The 14,770-nt window shown below is 62.1% G+C and carries 11 protein-coding genes; 2 read left to right on the top strand and 9 right to left on the bottom strand.

Annotated features, from left to right (window positions below):
* Positions 1-155 precede the first annotated feature (155 nt).
* The 6 genes from ACQY47_RS27670 to ACQY47_RS27645 form a co-directional block, all read right to left on the bottom strand.
* Complete coding sequence (locus ACQY47_RS27670) at positions 156-1,166, bottom strand: Gfo/Idh/MocA family protein (protein WP_428553667.1); 1,011 nt, start codon at positions 1,164-1,166, stop codon at positions 156-158.
* A gap of 18 nt (positions 1,167-1,184) precedes the next feature.
* The gene (gene iolD, locus ACQY47_RS27665; RefSeq protein ID WP_428553664.1) at positions 1,185-3,116 is read right to left on the bottom strand and encodes a 3D-(3,5/4)-trihydroxycyclohexane-1,2-dione acylhydrolase (decyclizing); all 1,932 of its coding nucleotides are present in this window, start codon (positions 3,114-3,116) and stop codon (positions 1,185-1,187) included.
* A 164-nt stretch (positions 3,117-3,280) separates the two neighbouring features.
* Positions 3,281-4,102 carry a TIM barrel protein gene (locus ACQY47_RS27660; RefSeq protein WP_428553661.1) on the bottom strand — a complete coding sequence of 274 codons (822 nt, stop codon included), beginning with the start codon at positions 4,100-4,102 and terminating at the stop codon, positions 3,281-3,283.
* 26 nt (positions 4,103-4,128) lie between these two features.
* Positions 4,129-4,917: a 5-deoxy-glucuronate isomerase gene (gene iolB / locus ACQY47_RS27655; protein WP_017136421.1), complete on the bottom strand. Its 789-nt coding sequence runs from the start codon at positions 4,915-4,917 to the stop codon at positions 4,129-4,131.
* Positions 4,917-5,807: a myo-inosose-2 dehydratase gene (gene iolE, locus ACQY47_RS27650; protein WP_428553656.1), complete on the bottom strand. Its 891-nt coding sequence runs from the start codon at positions 5,805-5,807 to the stop codon at positions 4,917-4,919. Before iolE ends, iolB begins: the two co-directional genes overlap by 1 nt.
* 175 nt (positions 5,808-5,982) lie before the next feature.
* Positions 5,983-7,920, bottom strand: coding sequence for a bifunctional 5-dehydro-2-deoxygluconokinase/5-dehydro-2-deoxyphosphogluconate aldolase (locus tag ACQY47_RS27645; RefSeq protein WP_428553653.1), 1,938 nt, complete (start codon positions 7,918-7,920; stop codon positions 5,983-5,985).
* On the opposite strand from ACQY47_RS27645, the gene ACQY47_RS27640 reads away from it, so the two are divergent.
* Together ACQY47_RS27640 and ACQY47_RS27635 are read left to right on the top strand one after the other, a co-directional pair.
* The gene (locus ACQY47_RS27640; protein ID WP_428553650.1) at positions 7,919-8,122 is read left to right on the top strand and encodes a hypothetical protein; all 204 of its coding nucleotides are present in this window, start codon (positions 7,919-7,921) and stop codon (positions 8,120-8,122) included. The two genes, ACQY47_RS27645 and ACQY47_RS27640, sit on opposite strands and share 2 nt — an antisense overlap.
* A gap of 82 nt (positions 8,123-8,204) precedes the next feature.
* Positions 8,205-9,113, top strand: coding sequence for a MurR/RpiR family transcriptional regulator (locus ACQY47_RS27635; RefSeq protein WP_017136418.1), 909 nt, complete (start codon positions 8,205-8,207; stop codon positions 9,111-9,113).
* A gap of 84 nt (positions 9,114-9,197) precedes the next feature.
* On the opposite strand, the gene ACQY47_RS27630 is transcribed toward ACQY47_RS27635, so the two are convergent.
* The 3 genes from ACQY47_RS27630 to ACQY47_RS27620 are packed head-to-tail and all read right to left on the bottom strand — an operon-like array spanning position 9,198 to position 14,765.
* Entirely contained in the window at positions 9,198-12,308 is a 3,111-nt protein-coding gene (locus tag ACQY47_RS27630) for an efflux RND transporter permease subunit (RefSeq protein ID WP_428553647.1), read from the bottom strand.
* The gene (locus ACQY47_RS27625; protein WP_428553644.1) at positions 12,305-13,534 is read right to left on the bottom strand and encodes an efflux RND transporter periplasmic adaptor subunit; all 1,230 of its coding nucleotides are present in this window, start codon (positions 13,532-13,534) and stop codon (positions 12,305-12,307) included. The genes ACQY47_RS27630 and ACQY47_RS27625 overlap by 4 nt, the downstream gene beginning before the upstream one ends.
* Complete coding sequence (locus ACQY47_RS27620; RefSeq protein ID WP_169987713.1) at positions 13,527-14,765, bottom strand: TolC family protein; 1,239 nt, start codon at positions 14,763-14,765, stop codon at positions 13,527-13,529. The genes ACQY47_RS27625 and ACQY47_RS27620 overlap by 8 nt, the downstream gene beginning before the upstream one ends.
* Between the last annotated feature and the right edge of the window lie 5 nt (positions 14,766-14,770).

Here is a 14,770-nt window from a genome sequence, read left to right as displayed (position 1 = left end):
TTGAATTGCAAACCCAATCAAGTGTGGGAGCTGGCTTGCCTGCGATAGCGTCGTGTCAGTCGATGAAGCTGTCACTGATAGACCGCTATCGCAGCGGTGCGACGATTCGACAAGCCAGCTCCCACACTGACTGCATTCCACCTGGCAGATTGTGATTAGCCGTAAAAGTGCGGACGCTCCGGCAAGCTCACCTTCACGATCTGCTCACTGTTCTGCGCCTCGATGCATGCATCCGCCGCCACCGCCGCTGCAAAACCGTCCCAGGCCGAAGGCCCGCCGACTTGGCCCGCACGCACACTGTCGATAAACGCCTGCAATTCCACGTCGTAAGCCCCGATAAAGCGGTCCTTCCAGTCCATCAAAATGGCATTCGACAGCTTCGCGCCACTGCGCATTTGCACCTGCGAAGGCTCCGGCAGTTTGGCGATGCCGGTCTCCCCCACCACTTCACACTGGATGTCGTAGCCGTACTGGCAGTTCACGAACACTTCCACGTCGATGCGCGTGCCCTTGGCGGTTTCCAACAGCACGATCTGCGGGTCGCGCAGGTGGGCCAGGGCTTTGCTCGACTTGCGCGGGAACACCACCTGCACCGACACATAGTCATCGTTGAGCAACCAGCGCAACACATCCAGCTCGTGGATCAAGGTGTCAGTGATCGCCATATCCGTCTTGTAGTTCTCGCCCACCGTCGGGTTGCGGTGTGCGCAATGCAGCATCAGCGGCTCGCCGATCTGGCCGCTGTCGATCACGGCCTTGAGGGCGCGATAACCTTCGTCATACGGGCGCATAAAGCCCACTTGCACCAGGCGCTTGCCGTAGGCCACTTCGGCGTCGACGATCTTGCGGCAGCCTTGCGCCGTCACCGCCAGCGGTTTTTCGCAGAACACCGGCTTGCCGGCGGCGATGGCGGCCAGCACGAACTCTTCGTGGCTCGGCCCCCAGGACGTGACGAGAATGGCTTCGACCTGTGGCGAGTTGATCAGCGCATGGCCATCGGCGTAGACCTCGGCGGCAAGCTTCAGATCAGCGACGACCTTGGCGGCTTGCTCAAGGTTGATGTCGGTTACCGCCACCACCTGGCTATTGAGCAAGGTCTGGCTGCAACGACGGATATGGTCACGGCCGATAGCGCCGGTGCCAATCACTCCAAGCTTTAACGACATACACAACTCCTCTTGTTATTAGTACTGCCGGGCCTTGGCCAGCTGTTCGTTGAGTTTTTTCGCGGCGGCATTCGTGCGTTCACTGGTGGACACTTGCGCCACGCCCACCCGCCACCACGACAGGTAGCCGTGGACCATGGTTTTGGGCAGTACCTTGATATCAATCAGCGTGGACACCGTTTGCGTGCGCGCATCGGCCAGCGCCGCCTGAAGCTGTTCCACGCTGCTGACCTTGTAGGTCTTGCAGCCATAGGCCGCCGCGCTCATGGCGAAATCCACCGGCACCAGGCCGCCGTCGAGCTTGCCGCTTTCGGGGTTACGAAAGCGGAACTCGGTGCCGAAGCTGTCCATGCCGTTGGCGATTTGCAGGTTGTTGATGCAACCGAACGCCATGTTGTCGAGCAGTATCACGTTGATCTTGCGTCGCTCCTGGATCGAGGTGGCCAGCTCCGAATGCAGCATCATGTAAGAGCCATCGCCGACCAGCGCATACACTTCCTTGCTCGGCTCGGCCAGCTTCACACCGAGGGCGGCGTTGATCTCGTAGCCCATGCATGAATAGCCGTATTCGACGTGGTAGGTGTTGACGCCCTTGCTGCGCCAGGCGCGTTGCAAGTCGCCGGGCAGGCTGCCGGCGGCGGCGACGATGATCGCATCGTCCGCCAGGGTGTCGTTCAACACGCCGAGTACACGGCTCTGGGTCAGGCACGACCCGGTCAGCTCGATAAATTCGCGCAATACGGCGCGGTCCAGGTGGTCATCCACCTCCGGCACAAAATCGTCGCCGTGGTATTGCACCTGGTGCACGCGATCCACTTCCGCGTCCAACTGCGCCTTGGCATCGCGGACCTGCTCGCCCCAACCGGCGCGGTAGTCGCCCAAGGCGTCAGCCAACGCCTCAAGGGCCACTTGCGCATCGGCCAGCACTTGCACGCCGTCAAGCTTCAACGCGTCGCACGGGCTGATATTGAGGTTAAGAAACTTCACCTCGGCATGCTTGAACAGCGACTTGGACGAGGTGGTGAAATCGGTATAACGCGTGCCGATGCCGATGATCAGGTCCGCCTCGGGCGCCAACAGGTTCGCCGCCAGACAGCCGGTTTCACCGATGCCACCCAGGTTCAGCGGGTGGCTGGACACCACCGCACTCTTGCCCGCCTGGGTTTCAGCGAAGGGAATCTCAAAACGCTCGGCGAACGCTTGCAGGGCCGCATTCGCGCCGGAGTACTTCACACCGCCGCCACAGATGATCAACGGCTTGCGCTTGCCCCGGAAGGCTGCCAGCGCATCGCCGATCATTGCCGCAGTGGCCGGACGCCGCTCAATACGGTGCACGCGTTTTTGCAGGAAATAATCCGGGTAGTCCCAAGCTTCGGCCTGCACATCCTGCGGCAGCGCCAGGGTGACGGCGCCGGTTTCCGCAGGGTCTGTGAGCACGCGCATGGCATGGATCGCCGCCGTCATCAGTTGCTCAGGGCGGTTGATACGGTCCCAGTATTTGCTCACCGAGCGGAAGGCATCGTTGGTGCTGATGCTCAGGTCGTGGAATTGCTCGATCTGTTGCAACACCGGGTCCGGCTGGCGGCTGGCGTACACATCACCGGGCAACAGCAGCAGCGGGATCCGGTTGGCCGTGGCGGTCGCCGCCGCGGTGAGCATATTCGCCGCGCCGGGGCCTACCGAGGCGGTGCATGCGTAGATCTTGCGACGCAAATGCTGCTTGGCGAAACCGATGGCGGCGTGGGCCATGCCTTGCTCGTTACGGCCCTGATGCACCACCAGGTCACCGCTGTCCTGCTCCAGCGCCTGGCCCAGGCCGAGCACATTGCCGTGGCCGAAAATCGTGAACACACCGGCGACAAACTTGCTCTGCACGCCATCGACTTCGATGTATTGGTTATCCAGGAACTTCACCAGGGCCTGGGCCATGGTCAGTCTTGTTGTGGTCATCACTTGCACCTTGTGTGAATGCAATTGGGTTGATTAACACTGCTTCAATGTGGGAGCTGGCTTGCCTGCGATAGCAATGTGTCAGGCAATGTAACTTTCACTGATAGACCGCCATCGCAGCGGTGCGACGATTCGACAAGCCAGCTCCCACAGGTTAACCGGCGTCAGGTTCGTGGGTTTTGCAGGTGGGCGATACTGGCCCCAATGGCCTGCTGGATATCCGCCAACCCATGCACACTCTCGGCAAACGGCTCAAACGACAGGTAACCGCCGTACCCGCTGCTGAGCAAGGTGTCGATCTGCGCGGCGTTGCCGAGGATATCGCCCTCACCCACCAGCACGCGGTGGCCGTCACGAATCGAATTGAGCGGCGCTTCGGCGTCTTCTACCCCGGAGATATGCACCAGGCCGGTCAGTTGCGGGAAGAACTCCTGCTCGCTCGCCAGGTGGTGGTGGAAGGTGTCATGCACCAGGCGGAACACATCCAGGCCGCCAATCGACTGAATTGCGTCCACCGCCACGCGCTTGCGACGCAGGGCACACTCCTCGAAACCCAGCGGCTCGATAAACCCAAGGATGCCGTACTCGCGCAGGATCGGCGCCAGCTCGCTCAGCGCCGTGCGCAAACCGGCGGCACGCTGGGCCTCGTTGCGGGTGTCGCCGCGCTCATTGAGCGGGCACATCACCAGACCCTGCGCGCCGCATTCACGGGCGTAGGTGGCGAGCTTGATGGCCTGGGTGCGACGCTCGTCATTCCACACATCAAACGGGTACAGCGCATTGATCGACAGCACCGTGATGCCCTGCACTGCGCACAACTCTCGCACGCGGCTGGCCGGGGTGCCGTATTCGATTTCATCGCCTTTAAGGTCGTTGCGAATCTCGATGGCATCGCACTTGAGGGCCGCGGCGAGCTGGATAAAGTCCGGCAGGGACAGGTTGGGGGCGACCATGCGGTTAAGGGCGAAACGTAGCGGCGACTTCATTGTTGTTGTTCTCCGTCCAAAACCGTTTAAAGGTCCAGCAGCCAGCTGTGCTGCGGGTCGTTATGGAAATGCCAGGCGCGTTTTGGCCCGGCCATCACGTTGAGGTAATACGATTCGTAGCCATACGGCACGCTGACCGGGTGATACCCCTTGGGCACCACCACCAGGTCGCTGTTTTCCACGGCCATGGCCTGGTCGATGCTGCGGTCGTCGGTGTACACGCGCTGGAACACAAAGCCCTGCGGCGGGTTGATCTGGTGGTAGTAGGTTTCTTCCAGAAAGCTCTGGTGCGGCAGGTCGTCGGTGTCGTGCTTGTGCGGCGGGTAGCTCGACGAGTGCCCGGACGGCGTGCGTACTTCCACCACCAGCAGCGAATGGGCTGGCTCGCTGTCAGGCAGGATGTCGCACACGTAGCGGGTGTTGGCGCCTTTGCCGCGCACGCTGCGCTTGCACTGCTCGGGGCGAATCAGGCGCGGTTCAAAGCCAGGCGCGCCGGGCGCGGCGCAGACGGCAATCTGCACGTCGCTCAGGGCGGTAATCTGCGCATCGGTGCCGGGCGGCAGGTACGCGGCGAACGGGGATTTGTCTTCGAACACCGACTGGCGGTCGCCAAGGTTCTGCCAGTTAAAGCCTTCGCCTTCGATATTGACGCGACCGCTGAGCAGCACCAGGCACAGCTCTTGATCCCCGGCGGTGACCGGCAGGGTTTCGCCCAGGCTCAGTCGATAAGCGGAAAAGCCCACGTACTCCAGGCGGCCTGCTTCCAGGGCCACCATGGTTTGCCCGCGTTTGCTGCTTTTGACCAACAAGCTCATCACTTAGTCCTCTCGTTGAGCAGCGCACGCAAGGTGTCGTAGCCTTTTTTGGCATAGATATAGCTGGGCGCCACGGCCGGATCCTGCTCCGCTTCCACCACCAGCCAGCCCTTGTAGTGGGCAGCCAGCAGCACATCGAGCAACTCGGCAAAATCGATGTCGCCATCGCCGGGCACGGTGAACGTGCCGTTGACGATGCAGTCAGGGAAGCTCCACATCTGGTTGCGCGCCAGTTGCACCACCGGCTTGCGCACGTCCTTGAAATGCACGTGGCAGACGCGGTCGATGTGTTTGCGCAGGACCTCGAGGGGTTCGCCGCCACCCATGTAGCAATGGCCCGAATCGAACAGCAGGCCGACTTCCGGGCCTGTTCGTTTCATCAGCTGGTCAATGTCTTCAGGGGATTCGACGTAGGCGCCCATATGGTGGTGATACGCCAGGCGCACGCCTTGGGACAGGGTGAAACGCGCCAGCTCCGTGAGCTTGTCGGCGTATTCCTGCCAGGCGTGCTCGCTGTGAAAACGCGGGCGTTCGATCAGGCGCACCTTCGAGCCCTGGATCGAGTCAGCGACTTCGCCGTACACCAGCACGTTGGCGCCATTGAGTTTGAGCAGCTCGACATGCCCGGCGATGGCTTGGATTTCTTCGGCCACCGAACGGCGCGCCAGGCGGCTGGAGTACCAGCCGGAGACCAGCGCCAGATCATAGGGGCGCAGTACATCACCGACGCCTTTGGCGTCCTTGGGGAACTTGCCGTTGAGTTCGAAACCTTCGTAGCCGATCTCCTTGCCTTCGCTGAGCGCGGTGCTCAGCGGCGTTTCACCGCCGAGGGCCGGCAGGTCGTCGTTGCTCCAGGAGATCGGGTTGATGCCAATTCGGATTGCGGGCATGGCTGCACCTTTTATTGTTTTCAGATAGCACTGAGATCTGCTTTATGTGGGAGCTGGCTTGTGTGGGAGCTGGCTTGCCTGCGATGGCATCACCTCGGTTTCATGAATAGACCGAGTCGATGCTATCGCGGGCAAGCCCGGCTCCCACACAAGCGGCTCCCACATTTGACTGTGTTTAATTTCTGGAACTGCGCCAGGCATTGATGAGCTGCTCGAACGTGCCCTGCACTTGCTCAATCAACCCTTCATCATCAATCTCCCCCGCCATCCACGCACGGCTTGGCTCCTGGAAGATTGTGCGGCCCACCGCGAACCCACGGCAGGTGGTGCTTTGGCTGGCTTGCTGAAAGCCATCGGCCAGAAACTGCGCCGAAGCATTCAAGCCCAGCAGCACCACACCACGGCAGTACGGGTCACGCTCGTGGATCAGTTCGTCGAGCTTTTTCCAGTCTTCAGCCGACTGCGCCTCGATCTTCCACCACGCAGGATATATGCCCAGGTTGTACAGGCGCTTGAGGCTGCGATAGAGCACATCGGGATAGGTCGACGGGTGATCCTTGGGCGGCACGACTTCCAGCAGCAGTTCATGGCCACTGACCAGGGACGCCTCGTACACCGCCTTGAGTTGCGCCTCCTGCTCCAGGCGCAGCATCGGCTCGTCGTCGGGGTGGAACTGCACCAGGCACTTGATGATTTGCTCCTGGGGCCAGGCAATCAGGTTGCTGCCCACCGAGCGGCCATGTTCAAACGCCAATGGCCGCGAGTTCTGCACCTCCACCGGGCGGGCGATCCACCAGCCACGGCCGCTGGCGGCATTCAGCGCATCCTGGCCGAAGCGCTGGTCGGCCAGCAGGCCCACATCGGCGTCGATGCCCTGCTGCGCCAGCTTGGTTTCCACACGTTCGATGGCCTGGATAAACAGCTGCTTGATGTCACTGATACGGCTCAGGTCCTGACCACCTTTTTGCGCCAGGTCCACCAGTTGCCAGCGATGGTCGAAGGCAAACACAAACAGCTGCTTCCAGGTTTTGCGTGGCACCGTGACGCGGTGCAGGCGTTGCAGGGTTACGTCCTGGTCCGGCCGGGTGATGGGCACCGGGCTGTTGAACAGGTAATCCAGTTCGGCTGGCGTGGGCATGGCCGGCGCGCAAGCGTGGCGGGACACGACCAGGCCGCCGCAGGCGTTGGCCAACTGGCTGCAACGCTCATCGCTGGCGTCATTGAGCCAGCCGCTGAGGAAGCCGGACATGAAGGCGTCACCGGCACCCAGTACATTGAGCACTTCAACCCGCACGCCGGGGTAAATCGCGCCGTCGTCCAGGCGCGCCGGGACGGCGCCGTGAATCACCGTGCAACCTTGCGGGCCGAGCTTGACCACCAGGGTCGCCGGGGTCAGTTCACGCACGGTGCGCAGCGCGGTCAGCAGGTCTTCACTGCCACCGGCGATCAAGAACTCTTCTTCAGTGCCGACGATCAGGTCGAAACGCGGCAGGATGCTCTGCACATGCTGGCTGACGTTCTGGTCGGCGACAAACCGCGTTTCGCCATCCGCCTTGCCCGCCAGGCCCCACAGCACCGGGCGATAGTCGATATCCAGCACACGCTTGACGTTGTGCTTAGCCGCGTAATCCAGCGCCTGGATGCTGGCCTTGTACACGCCATCGGTGGAGAAATGTGTGCCGGTGATCAGCAAGGCTTTGCTGGAGGCGATAAAGGCTTCGCTGATGTCTTCGGCGCGCAGTGCCATGTCGGCGCAGTTTTCGCGGTAGAACACCAGCGGGAAGGTTTCGCGGTCTTTAAGCCCCAGCAATACCAGGGCCGTGAGGCGCTCCGGGTCGACCTTGATACCGCTCACATCACAGCCTTCACGGGCCAGGGATTCGAGCAGGAAACGGCCCATATGGTCATCGCCCACGCGGCTCAACATCGCCGACTTGAGGCCCAGCCGCGCCGTGCCGAAGGCGATGTTGGCGGAGGAACCGCCGAGGTACTTGGCAAAGCTGGACACGTCCTCAAGCCGCGCACCGACTTGCTGTGCATAGAGGTCGACGCCCAGGCGCCCGAGGCAAATCAGATCCAATTGACGCCCACTGGCAAAACGAGTCTGGCCCATGCTGGCTCCTGTTATTTTTATCAGCCTGCGTGGTGCCGCCGTGGTGACGGCACACGCTCTTGGTGCAAGCAGACTAGAACGTCCAGCGGCAGCAATCAATATTTATTCCATAATTATTTTTAGTGGAATATTTTTTCCAATAAGCCAGCATAATGGCATGCCAGCCGCCGTGCATCGTTTCAGCCGCCCACGGACGCCGTGATGCCGAGGTATTTTTTTGCGCCTACCCTGTAGACTTGCGTCACTCATCAGCGCATCAGACGAACACGCCAGAAGGATTGCCCATGTCCCGCACCGATCCCGAGACCACCCTGGAAGATACGATCGCCAGCCCTCCGATCAATGCCGAACGCCTGTTGCAGCTGATCACGGACGAATACGAAAGCCTGCCGCGCCAGCTCAAACGCATTGCCAGCTACATGAGCCAGCAGAGCGACCGCATCATGGTCGACCGCATCAGCGACATCGCCCGCGAATGCGAAGTACACCCTTCTGCCATCGTGCGGTTTTCCCAGCGCTTCGGTTTCAGTGGGTTCAGCGAGATGCAGGCGCTGTTTCGCGAGGCCTACACCCACAAAACCACGCCGGTGCAGAACTACCAGCAGCGCATCCGCAGCATGATCGCCAACAAGTCGCAGAAGGCCAGTGGCGGCGACCTGGCGCGTGAGTGCGTGAATGCCACCCTCTCCGGCATCGAGCGCCTGGGGCTGGAACTGGATGATGTGGCGTTTGAGAAGGCGGTGGACCTGGTGGTCAACGCCGACAATATCTACGTGGTCGGCGTGCGCCGCTCGTTTGCCGTGGCCGATTACCTGGTCTACAACCTGCAGCACACCAACAAGCGCATCCACCTGATCTCGGGCCTGGGCGGCAGTTATCGCGAACAGATGCGCAGCGTGCGGGCCAACGACCTGGTGATTGCGATCAGCTTTACGCCCTACGGCAAAGAGACCCAGCATTGCCTGCGCATCGCCCAGCATCATCAGGCCAAGACCTTGATCATCACCGACAGCAACCTGTCGCCCCTGGCCAAGCGGGCGAACGCGGTGTTGTTGGTGAATGAGGGTTCGTCGTTTGCCTTCCGCTCCTTGAGCGCCACGTTGTGCCTGTGCCAGGCGTTGTTTATTGCCGTGGCGTATCGGTTGGAATTGAAGGTGGATGAGATTCATGAGCAGGTCGGGTTTGACGACTGACGTGCCGATACTGAACGATCACACTCGGTGTGTCTGATACATCGAGCTGATGCTATCGCAGGCAAGCCAGCTCCCACATTTTGTTCAGCGCTTGGCTTTTGGGCGGCGCATCAGTTGGTAGGCTGCCGGAATCACAAACAGCGACAGCAACGGCGCCGTCAACATCCCACCAATCATCGGCGCAGCAATGCGGCTCATGACTTCGCTGCCAGTCCCACCTCCAAGCAGAATCGGCAACAACCCGGCGATGATAACGGCCACGGTCATCGCCTTGGGCCTCACCCGCAACACCGCCCCCTCAGTAATGGCCGCCAGCAAATCACCATCCTTACGCTCAGCCCAGGCGTTTTTCAGATACAACAGCATGATCACCCCAAACTCAGCCGACACCCCCGCCAGCGCAATAAACCCCACGCCCGTGGCCACCGACAAATTGAAGCCCAGCCAGTAGAGCAACCACACACCGCCAGTCAGTGCGAACGGTAAGGTGCCCAGAATCAGCACCGCCTCATCCACGCGGCGAAAGGTCAGGTACAGCAGCACAAAGATGATCAGCAAGGTAGCCGGCACCACCAGCTTCAAGCGCTCATTGGCCCGCTCCAGAAACTCGAACTGCCCCGAATAACTGAGGCTCATGCCCGGCTGCAAGTGCACCTGCTGCTCAATCGCCGCACGCAAGTCCTTCACCACTGAAGCCAGGTCACGGTCACGCACGTCGATATACACCCAGCCGGAAGGCCGTGCGTTTTCGCTTTTGAGCATCGGCGGGCCGTCACTGATCTTGAGCCTGGCCACCGTGCCGAGGGTGATCTGGCTGCCCTGCGGCGTGTAGATCGGCAGGCTGCCCAGCGCCTGCAGCGAGTCGCGCCACGCCTTGGGGTAACGCAGGCTGATGGGGAACCGCGCCAGGCCTTCGACCGTTTCGCCAATGGTTTCACCGCCAATCGCGCCCGCCACAATCGACTGCACATCGGCGATATTCAGCCCATATTGCGCAGCGGCCGAACGGTCGATATCCACGTCGATATAGCGCCCGCCGGTCAACCGCTCAGCCAGTGCCGAACTCACACCGGGCACGGTCCTGGCAACCTTCTCCACAGCCTGGGTCACCGCGTCGATCTGCATCAGGCTGGCGCCCGCGACCTTCACACCAATCGGGCTTTTGACGCCGGTGGCGAGCATGTCGATACGGTTGCGGATCGGCGGGATCCAGATATTGGTCAGGCCCGGCACCTGCACCACACGGTCCAGCTCCTTCACCAGTTTTTCCGGGGTCATGCCGGGGCGCCATTGGTCCTTGGGCTTGAACTCAATCGTGGTTTCAAACATCTCCAGCGGTGCCGGGTCGGTGGCGGTTTCGGCGCGACCGGCCTTGCCGAACACGTGCGCCACTTCCGGTACGGTCTTGATCAGCCGGTCAGTACGTTGCAGCAACTCACCGGCGGTTTGCGTCGACAGCCCCGGCAGCGCCGACGGCATGTAGAGCAAGTCGCCCTCGTCCAGCGGCGGCAGGAACTCACCCCCAAGTTTCGTCACCGGCCACAGCGCGCTCGCCACCATCAGCAGCGCCACCAGCAAGGTCAGGCGCGGCCAGCGCAGCACCGCATCAAGGGCCGGCTGGTAGAGTTTGATCAAGCCACGATTGAGCGGGTTGCGCTGCTCATCGGGAATGCGCCCGCGAATCCAGTAGCCCATCAACACCGGGACCAAGGTCACCGACAACCCGGCCGCTGCCGCCATGGCGTAGGTCTTGGTGTAAGCCAACGGGCCGAACAGCCGGCCTTCCTGGGCTTGCAACGTGAACACCGGAATAAACGACAACGTGATGATCAGCAGGCAGAAAAACAGCGCAGGCCCTACTTCCACCGCCGCGTCGGTCATGACCCTCCAGTGGTCCTCACCTTTCAGTTCCCGGCCAGGATTGGCGTGGTGCCAGGCCTCGATTTTCTTGTGGGCGTTTTCAATCATCACCACCGCCGCATCCACCATTGCGCCGATGGCAATCGCGATGCCGCCGAGCGACATGATGTTGGCGTTGATGCCCTGAAAGCGCATGACGATAAAGGCGATCAATACGCCCACCGGCAGCGAAATAATCGCCACCAGAGATGAACGCAGATGCCAGAGAAAAATCCCGCACACCAGCGCCACCACCAAAAACTCCTCCAACAGCTTGTGGCTGAGGTTATCCACGGCGCGGTCGATCAACTTGCTGCGATCGTAGGTGGTGACAATATCCACGCCGGGCGGCAGGCTGCTTTTCAGTTGTTCCAGCTTGGTCTTGACCGCTGCAATGGCCTCACGCGCATTTTTGCCGCTGCGCAGGATCACCACGCCGCCGACGGCTTCGCCCTCGCCGTCCAGCTCACTGATGCCCCGACGCAGGTCCGGGCCAAGTTGAATGTTTGCCACGTCGCCAAGGCTCACCGGCACGTTGTTGGTGCCGAGCCGCAGGGGAATCGCGCGAAAATCCGCCAGGCTTTTCAGGTAGCCGGAGGCGCGCACCACGTATTCGGACTCGCCCATGTTCAGCACCGAGCCGCCGGTTTCCTGGTTGGCCTTGTCGATAGCCTCTTTAACCTGCGCCTGGGTAACGCCGCGACTCGCCATGGCCAGCGGGTCGAGCTGTACCTGGTACTGCTTGACCTGGCCGCCGATGGTCGCCACTTCGGCCACATTCGGCAGGGTCTTGAGTTCGAACTTGAGGAACCAGTCCTGCAGCGCACGCAGTTGCGCCAAGTCCTGCTGGCCGCTGCGGTCCACCAAGGCGTACTGGTAGATCCAGCCCACCCCGGTGGCGTCCGGCCCCAACGATGGCTTGGCCGATGCGGGCAGCCGCGCCTGCAATTGGCTGAGGTATTCCAGCACCCGCGAGCGCGCCCAATACAGGTCAGTGCCTTCGTCGAACAGCACGTACACATAGCTGTCGCCGAAGAACGAAAAACCGCGCACGGTCTTGGCGCCCGGTACCGACAGCATGGTGGTGGTCATCGAGTAAGTGACCTGGTTTTCGACAATTTGCGGCGCCTGGCCCGGGTACGGCGTGCGGATGATCACCTGCACATCCGAGAGGTCCGGCAAGGCATCCACCGGCGTATTTTGCACCGCCCACACGCCCCACGCGGTGATGAACAAGGTCGCGAGCAGCACCAGAAACCGGTTGGCCACCGACCAGCGAATCAGCAAGGCGATCATGGCTGGGCTCCTGGCTGCATGCTCATGCCCGACATGTCGGATGTTGGCGCGGTTATGCCGCTTAAACTGGCTTCGGAATCGAGCAGGAATTGGCCGGAGGCGACCACCTGCTGGCCTTCTTGCAAGCCGCCGAGGATCACGGTTTGGTCCTGATTTTCTACGCCCACTTCAACCTCTACCGGGCGATAGCGCCCGCCCTCCTCGGCCAGCATCACCAGCACGCGCTTGCCGGTGCGGATCAAGGCTTCGCTGGGCACTTGCAACACCGCTTGCCCGCTGGTTTGCGCCAGGCGCACCTGCGCGGTCATGCCGGGACGCAGGTTGCCGTCGGGGTTGGGCAACTCGACACGCACTTGCACAGTACGGCTGTCCATGGCGGTGGCCGGCAAAATCGCGCTGATGGTGCCGTCGACGGTTTTGCCCGGCAAACCGACAAAACGGCTCTGCACGGTTTGCCCCACGGCCAAGGTCGAGCCTTGGGCTTCGGGCACGGCAACCTGCAGCCACACCTGATCCAGGCCATTGATACGCGCCAGGGTCTGCCCTGCCGCCAGCGTCATGCCTTCGCGCACCTCCAAACTTTGCAGGGCGCCGCTCAACGGGCTGGTGACGGTCAACACCGACTGCACCCGGCCGCTGCGCTCCATCTGCTGGATCAACCCGGTCGGCATGCCGCTCAGACGCAACCGTTGCCGGGCTGCCGCGATCAACCCACTGTCGCCGCTGTGGCGCAGGCTCAGAAATTCTTCCTGGGCTGGCGCCCATTCGGGGATCAACAGGTCTGCCAACGGCGCGCCGGCCTTGAGCACATCACCCGGTGCCCGCGCATAGACGCGCTCGACGAACCCGGCAGCCCGCGCCTGCACCACCGCCACGTCACGGTCGTTGAACGCGAGGATGCCCGACAGCTCCAGGGTCGACGTCAGCACACCCCGGCTGACGCTCGCCAGGCGCACGCCGATGTTCTGGGTTTGCCGTGGGTCAATCTGCACTGCCGGCGTATCCGCAGCCGCCGTGCCTTCGGCATAACGCGGCACCAGTTGCATGTCCATAAACGGTGACTTGCCGGGTTTATCGAACTTCTGCTGCGGGTACATCGGGTCGTACCAGTACAGCGCCGGTTTGTCGTCCCTGGGTGCAACAGACGCCACCGAGTGAAATTGCGCCAGCCCATAGCCCGCGCCCAGACCCAGCAGCACCAGTGCTGCGACAATTGGATTATTCATGGCTGGGTTCCCCGTAAGCGAAATACAGCTGGGCGCCGATCAGGGCGCGCTGTTCGATGGCATCAATCTGTTTGAAGCGGGCCTCGACCAGCTCACGGCGAGCGCCGACCACCGTGAGCAAATCGCCCTTGCCGGCGCGGTAACCGGCCAGGCTGAGTGTGACTTTTTCTTCGGCCAGCGGCACCAGGCTGTCCTGGCTGCGCTGCACGGCGCGGTCCAGGCGCTGGTAAACCGCCAGGTCGTCGTCGAGCATCTGCGTGTGTTCGCGGGTGGCGGCTTCGCGTTCGGCGTCGAGTTGGTCCAACTCGGCCTGCTTGGCCGCGATGCCTGGGTTTTGTCGGCGACCGGGAAAGATCGGCAGGTCAAAACTCAATTGCAGCGTGACCATGTCGCCGTACTCACGGCTGCGGTGCCCGTAGTCGACTTCCCAGCTCCAGTCCGAGGTCTTTTGCGCCTTGGCCTCCTGCACGCGCGCCTGCGCCTCGCGGGTGCGCGGCACGAAGGCTTGCAGTTCGGGGTGTTGATGCAGGTTGTGGCTGTAGCCGTGGCTGTCGATGCTCCAATTGGGTAACTGGCCGCTGGGGGCTTGATTGGCGGCGGCGCCGATCCAGCGCTTGAGGGCGGCGCGGGCCTGGGCACGTTGCTGGGTCAGCTCGTCCTCACGGCCCGCCAATTCGGCGGCTTCCTGTTTGGGAATCACCGCATCGGACGCCTGGCCGCGCCCGCCGGCCAACTGCGCGCGCACGCTGTCTTGCAGCAGGCGGTTCTGCTGATAGAAGTCTTTGAACAAGGCCTCTTTGCGCTCCACCGCGTAAGCACGGATCCACGCCTGGGCGGTGGCCTGGCGCACGTTAAGGCGCTCGATGCGCCCTTCGGCGGCGGTGCGTTCTATGGTTGCATCAGCCAGCTCGACCCGGGCTTTGCGCTTGTCGCGGCTGGGCACCTGTTGCTGCAGGCCGATCATTTGTTGCGTCATGTCATCGCCATACAACGTGCCGCGATTCGGCCCGCCGATGGGAAAATTCTGCAGGCCCACCAGCAGTTTCGGGTCGGGCAATTCGCCGGCCGGAATCGCCGCGTGTGTCGCGGCTTGCAGCTTGGCGGACTCGGCCACCAGCGAAGGCGCGTTGTTCTGCGCCAGGCGCAGGGCCTCATCCAGGGTCAGCGCCGAGGCGAGCGCAGGCCACACCAGCACGCCCACCACCAGGGCGCGCACATAGAGGGAATTCATCGTAA

The organism is Pseudomonas edaphica (assembly GCF_965277385.1).
In the GTDB taxonomy this organism is placed as follows: Bacteria; Pseudomonadota; Gammaproteobacteria; order Pseudomonadales; family Pseudomonadaceae; genus Aquipseudomonas; species Aquipseudomonas edaphica.
This window is presented reverse-complemented; position numbering and strand designations above follow the sequence as displayed.

Excerpts from the sequence above, each read along its gene's own strand:
- ACQY47_RS27670 (WP_428553667.1), bottom strand. The coding sequence starts at position 1,166 with ATGTCGTTAAAGCTTGGAGTGATTGGCACCGGCGCTATCGGCCGTGAC.
- iolD (WP_428553664.1), bottom strand. The coding sequence starts at position 3,116 with ATGACCACAACAAGACTGACCATGGCCCAGGCCCTGGTGAAGTTCCTG.
- ACQY47_RS27660 (WP_428553661.1), bottom strand. The coding sequence starts at position 4,102 with ATGAAGTCGCCGCTACGTTTCGCCCTTAACCGCATGGTCGCCCCCAAC.
- iolB (WP_017136421.1), bottom strand. The coding sequence starts at position 4,917 with ATGAGCTTGTTGGTCAAAAGCAGCAAACGCGGGCAAACCATGGTGGCC.
- iolE (WP_428553656.1), bottom strand. The coding sequence starts at position 5,807 with ATGCCCGCAATCCGAATTGGCATCAACCCGATCTCCTGGAGCAACGAC.
- ACQY47_RS27640 (WP_428553650.1), top strand. The coding sequence starts at position 7,919 with ATGCTGGCTCCTGTTATTTTTATCAGCCTGCGTGGTGCCGCCGTGGTG.
- ACQY47_RS27645 (WP_428553653.1), bottom strand. The coding sequence starts at position 7,920 with ATGGGCCAGACTCGTTTTGCCAGTGGGCGTCAATTGGATCTGATTTGC.
- ACQY47_RS27635 (WP_017136418.1), top strand. The coding sequence starts at position 8,205 with ATGTCCCGCACCGATCCCGAGACCACCCTGGAAGATACGATCGCCAGC.
- ACQY47_RS27630 (WP_428553647.1), bottom strand. The coding sequence starts at position 12,308 with ATGATCGCCTTGCTGATTCGCTGGTCGGTGGCCAACCGGTTTCTGGTG.
- ACQY47_RS27625 (WP_428553644.1), bottom strand. The coding sequence starts at position 13,534 with ATGAATAATCCAATTGTCGCAGCACTGGTGCTGCTGGGTCTGGGCGCG.
- ACQY47_RS27620 (WP_169987713.1), bottom strand. The coding sequence starts at position 14,765 with ATGAATTCCCTCTATGTGCGCGCCCTGGTGGTGGGCGTGCTGGTGTGG.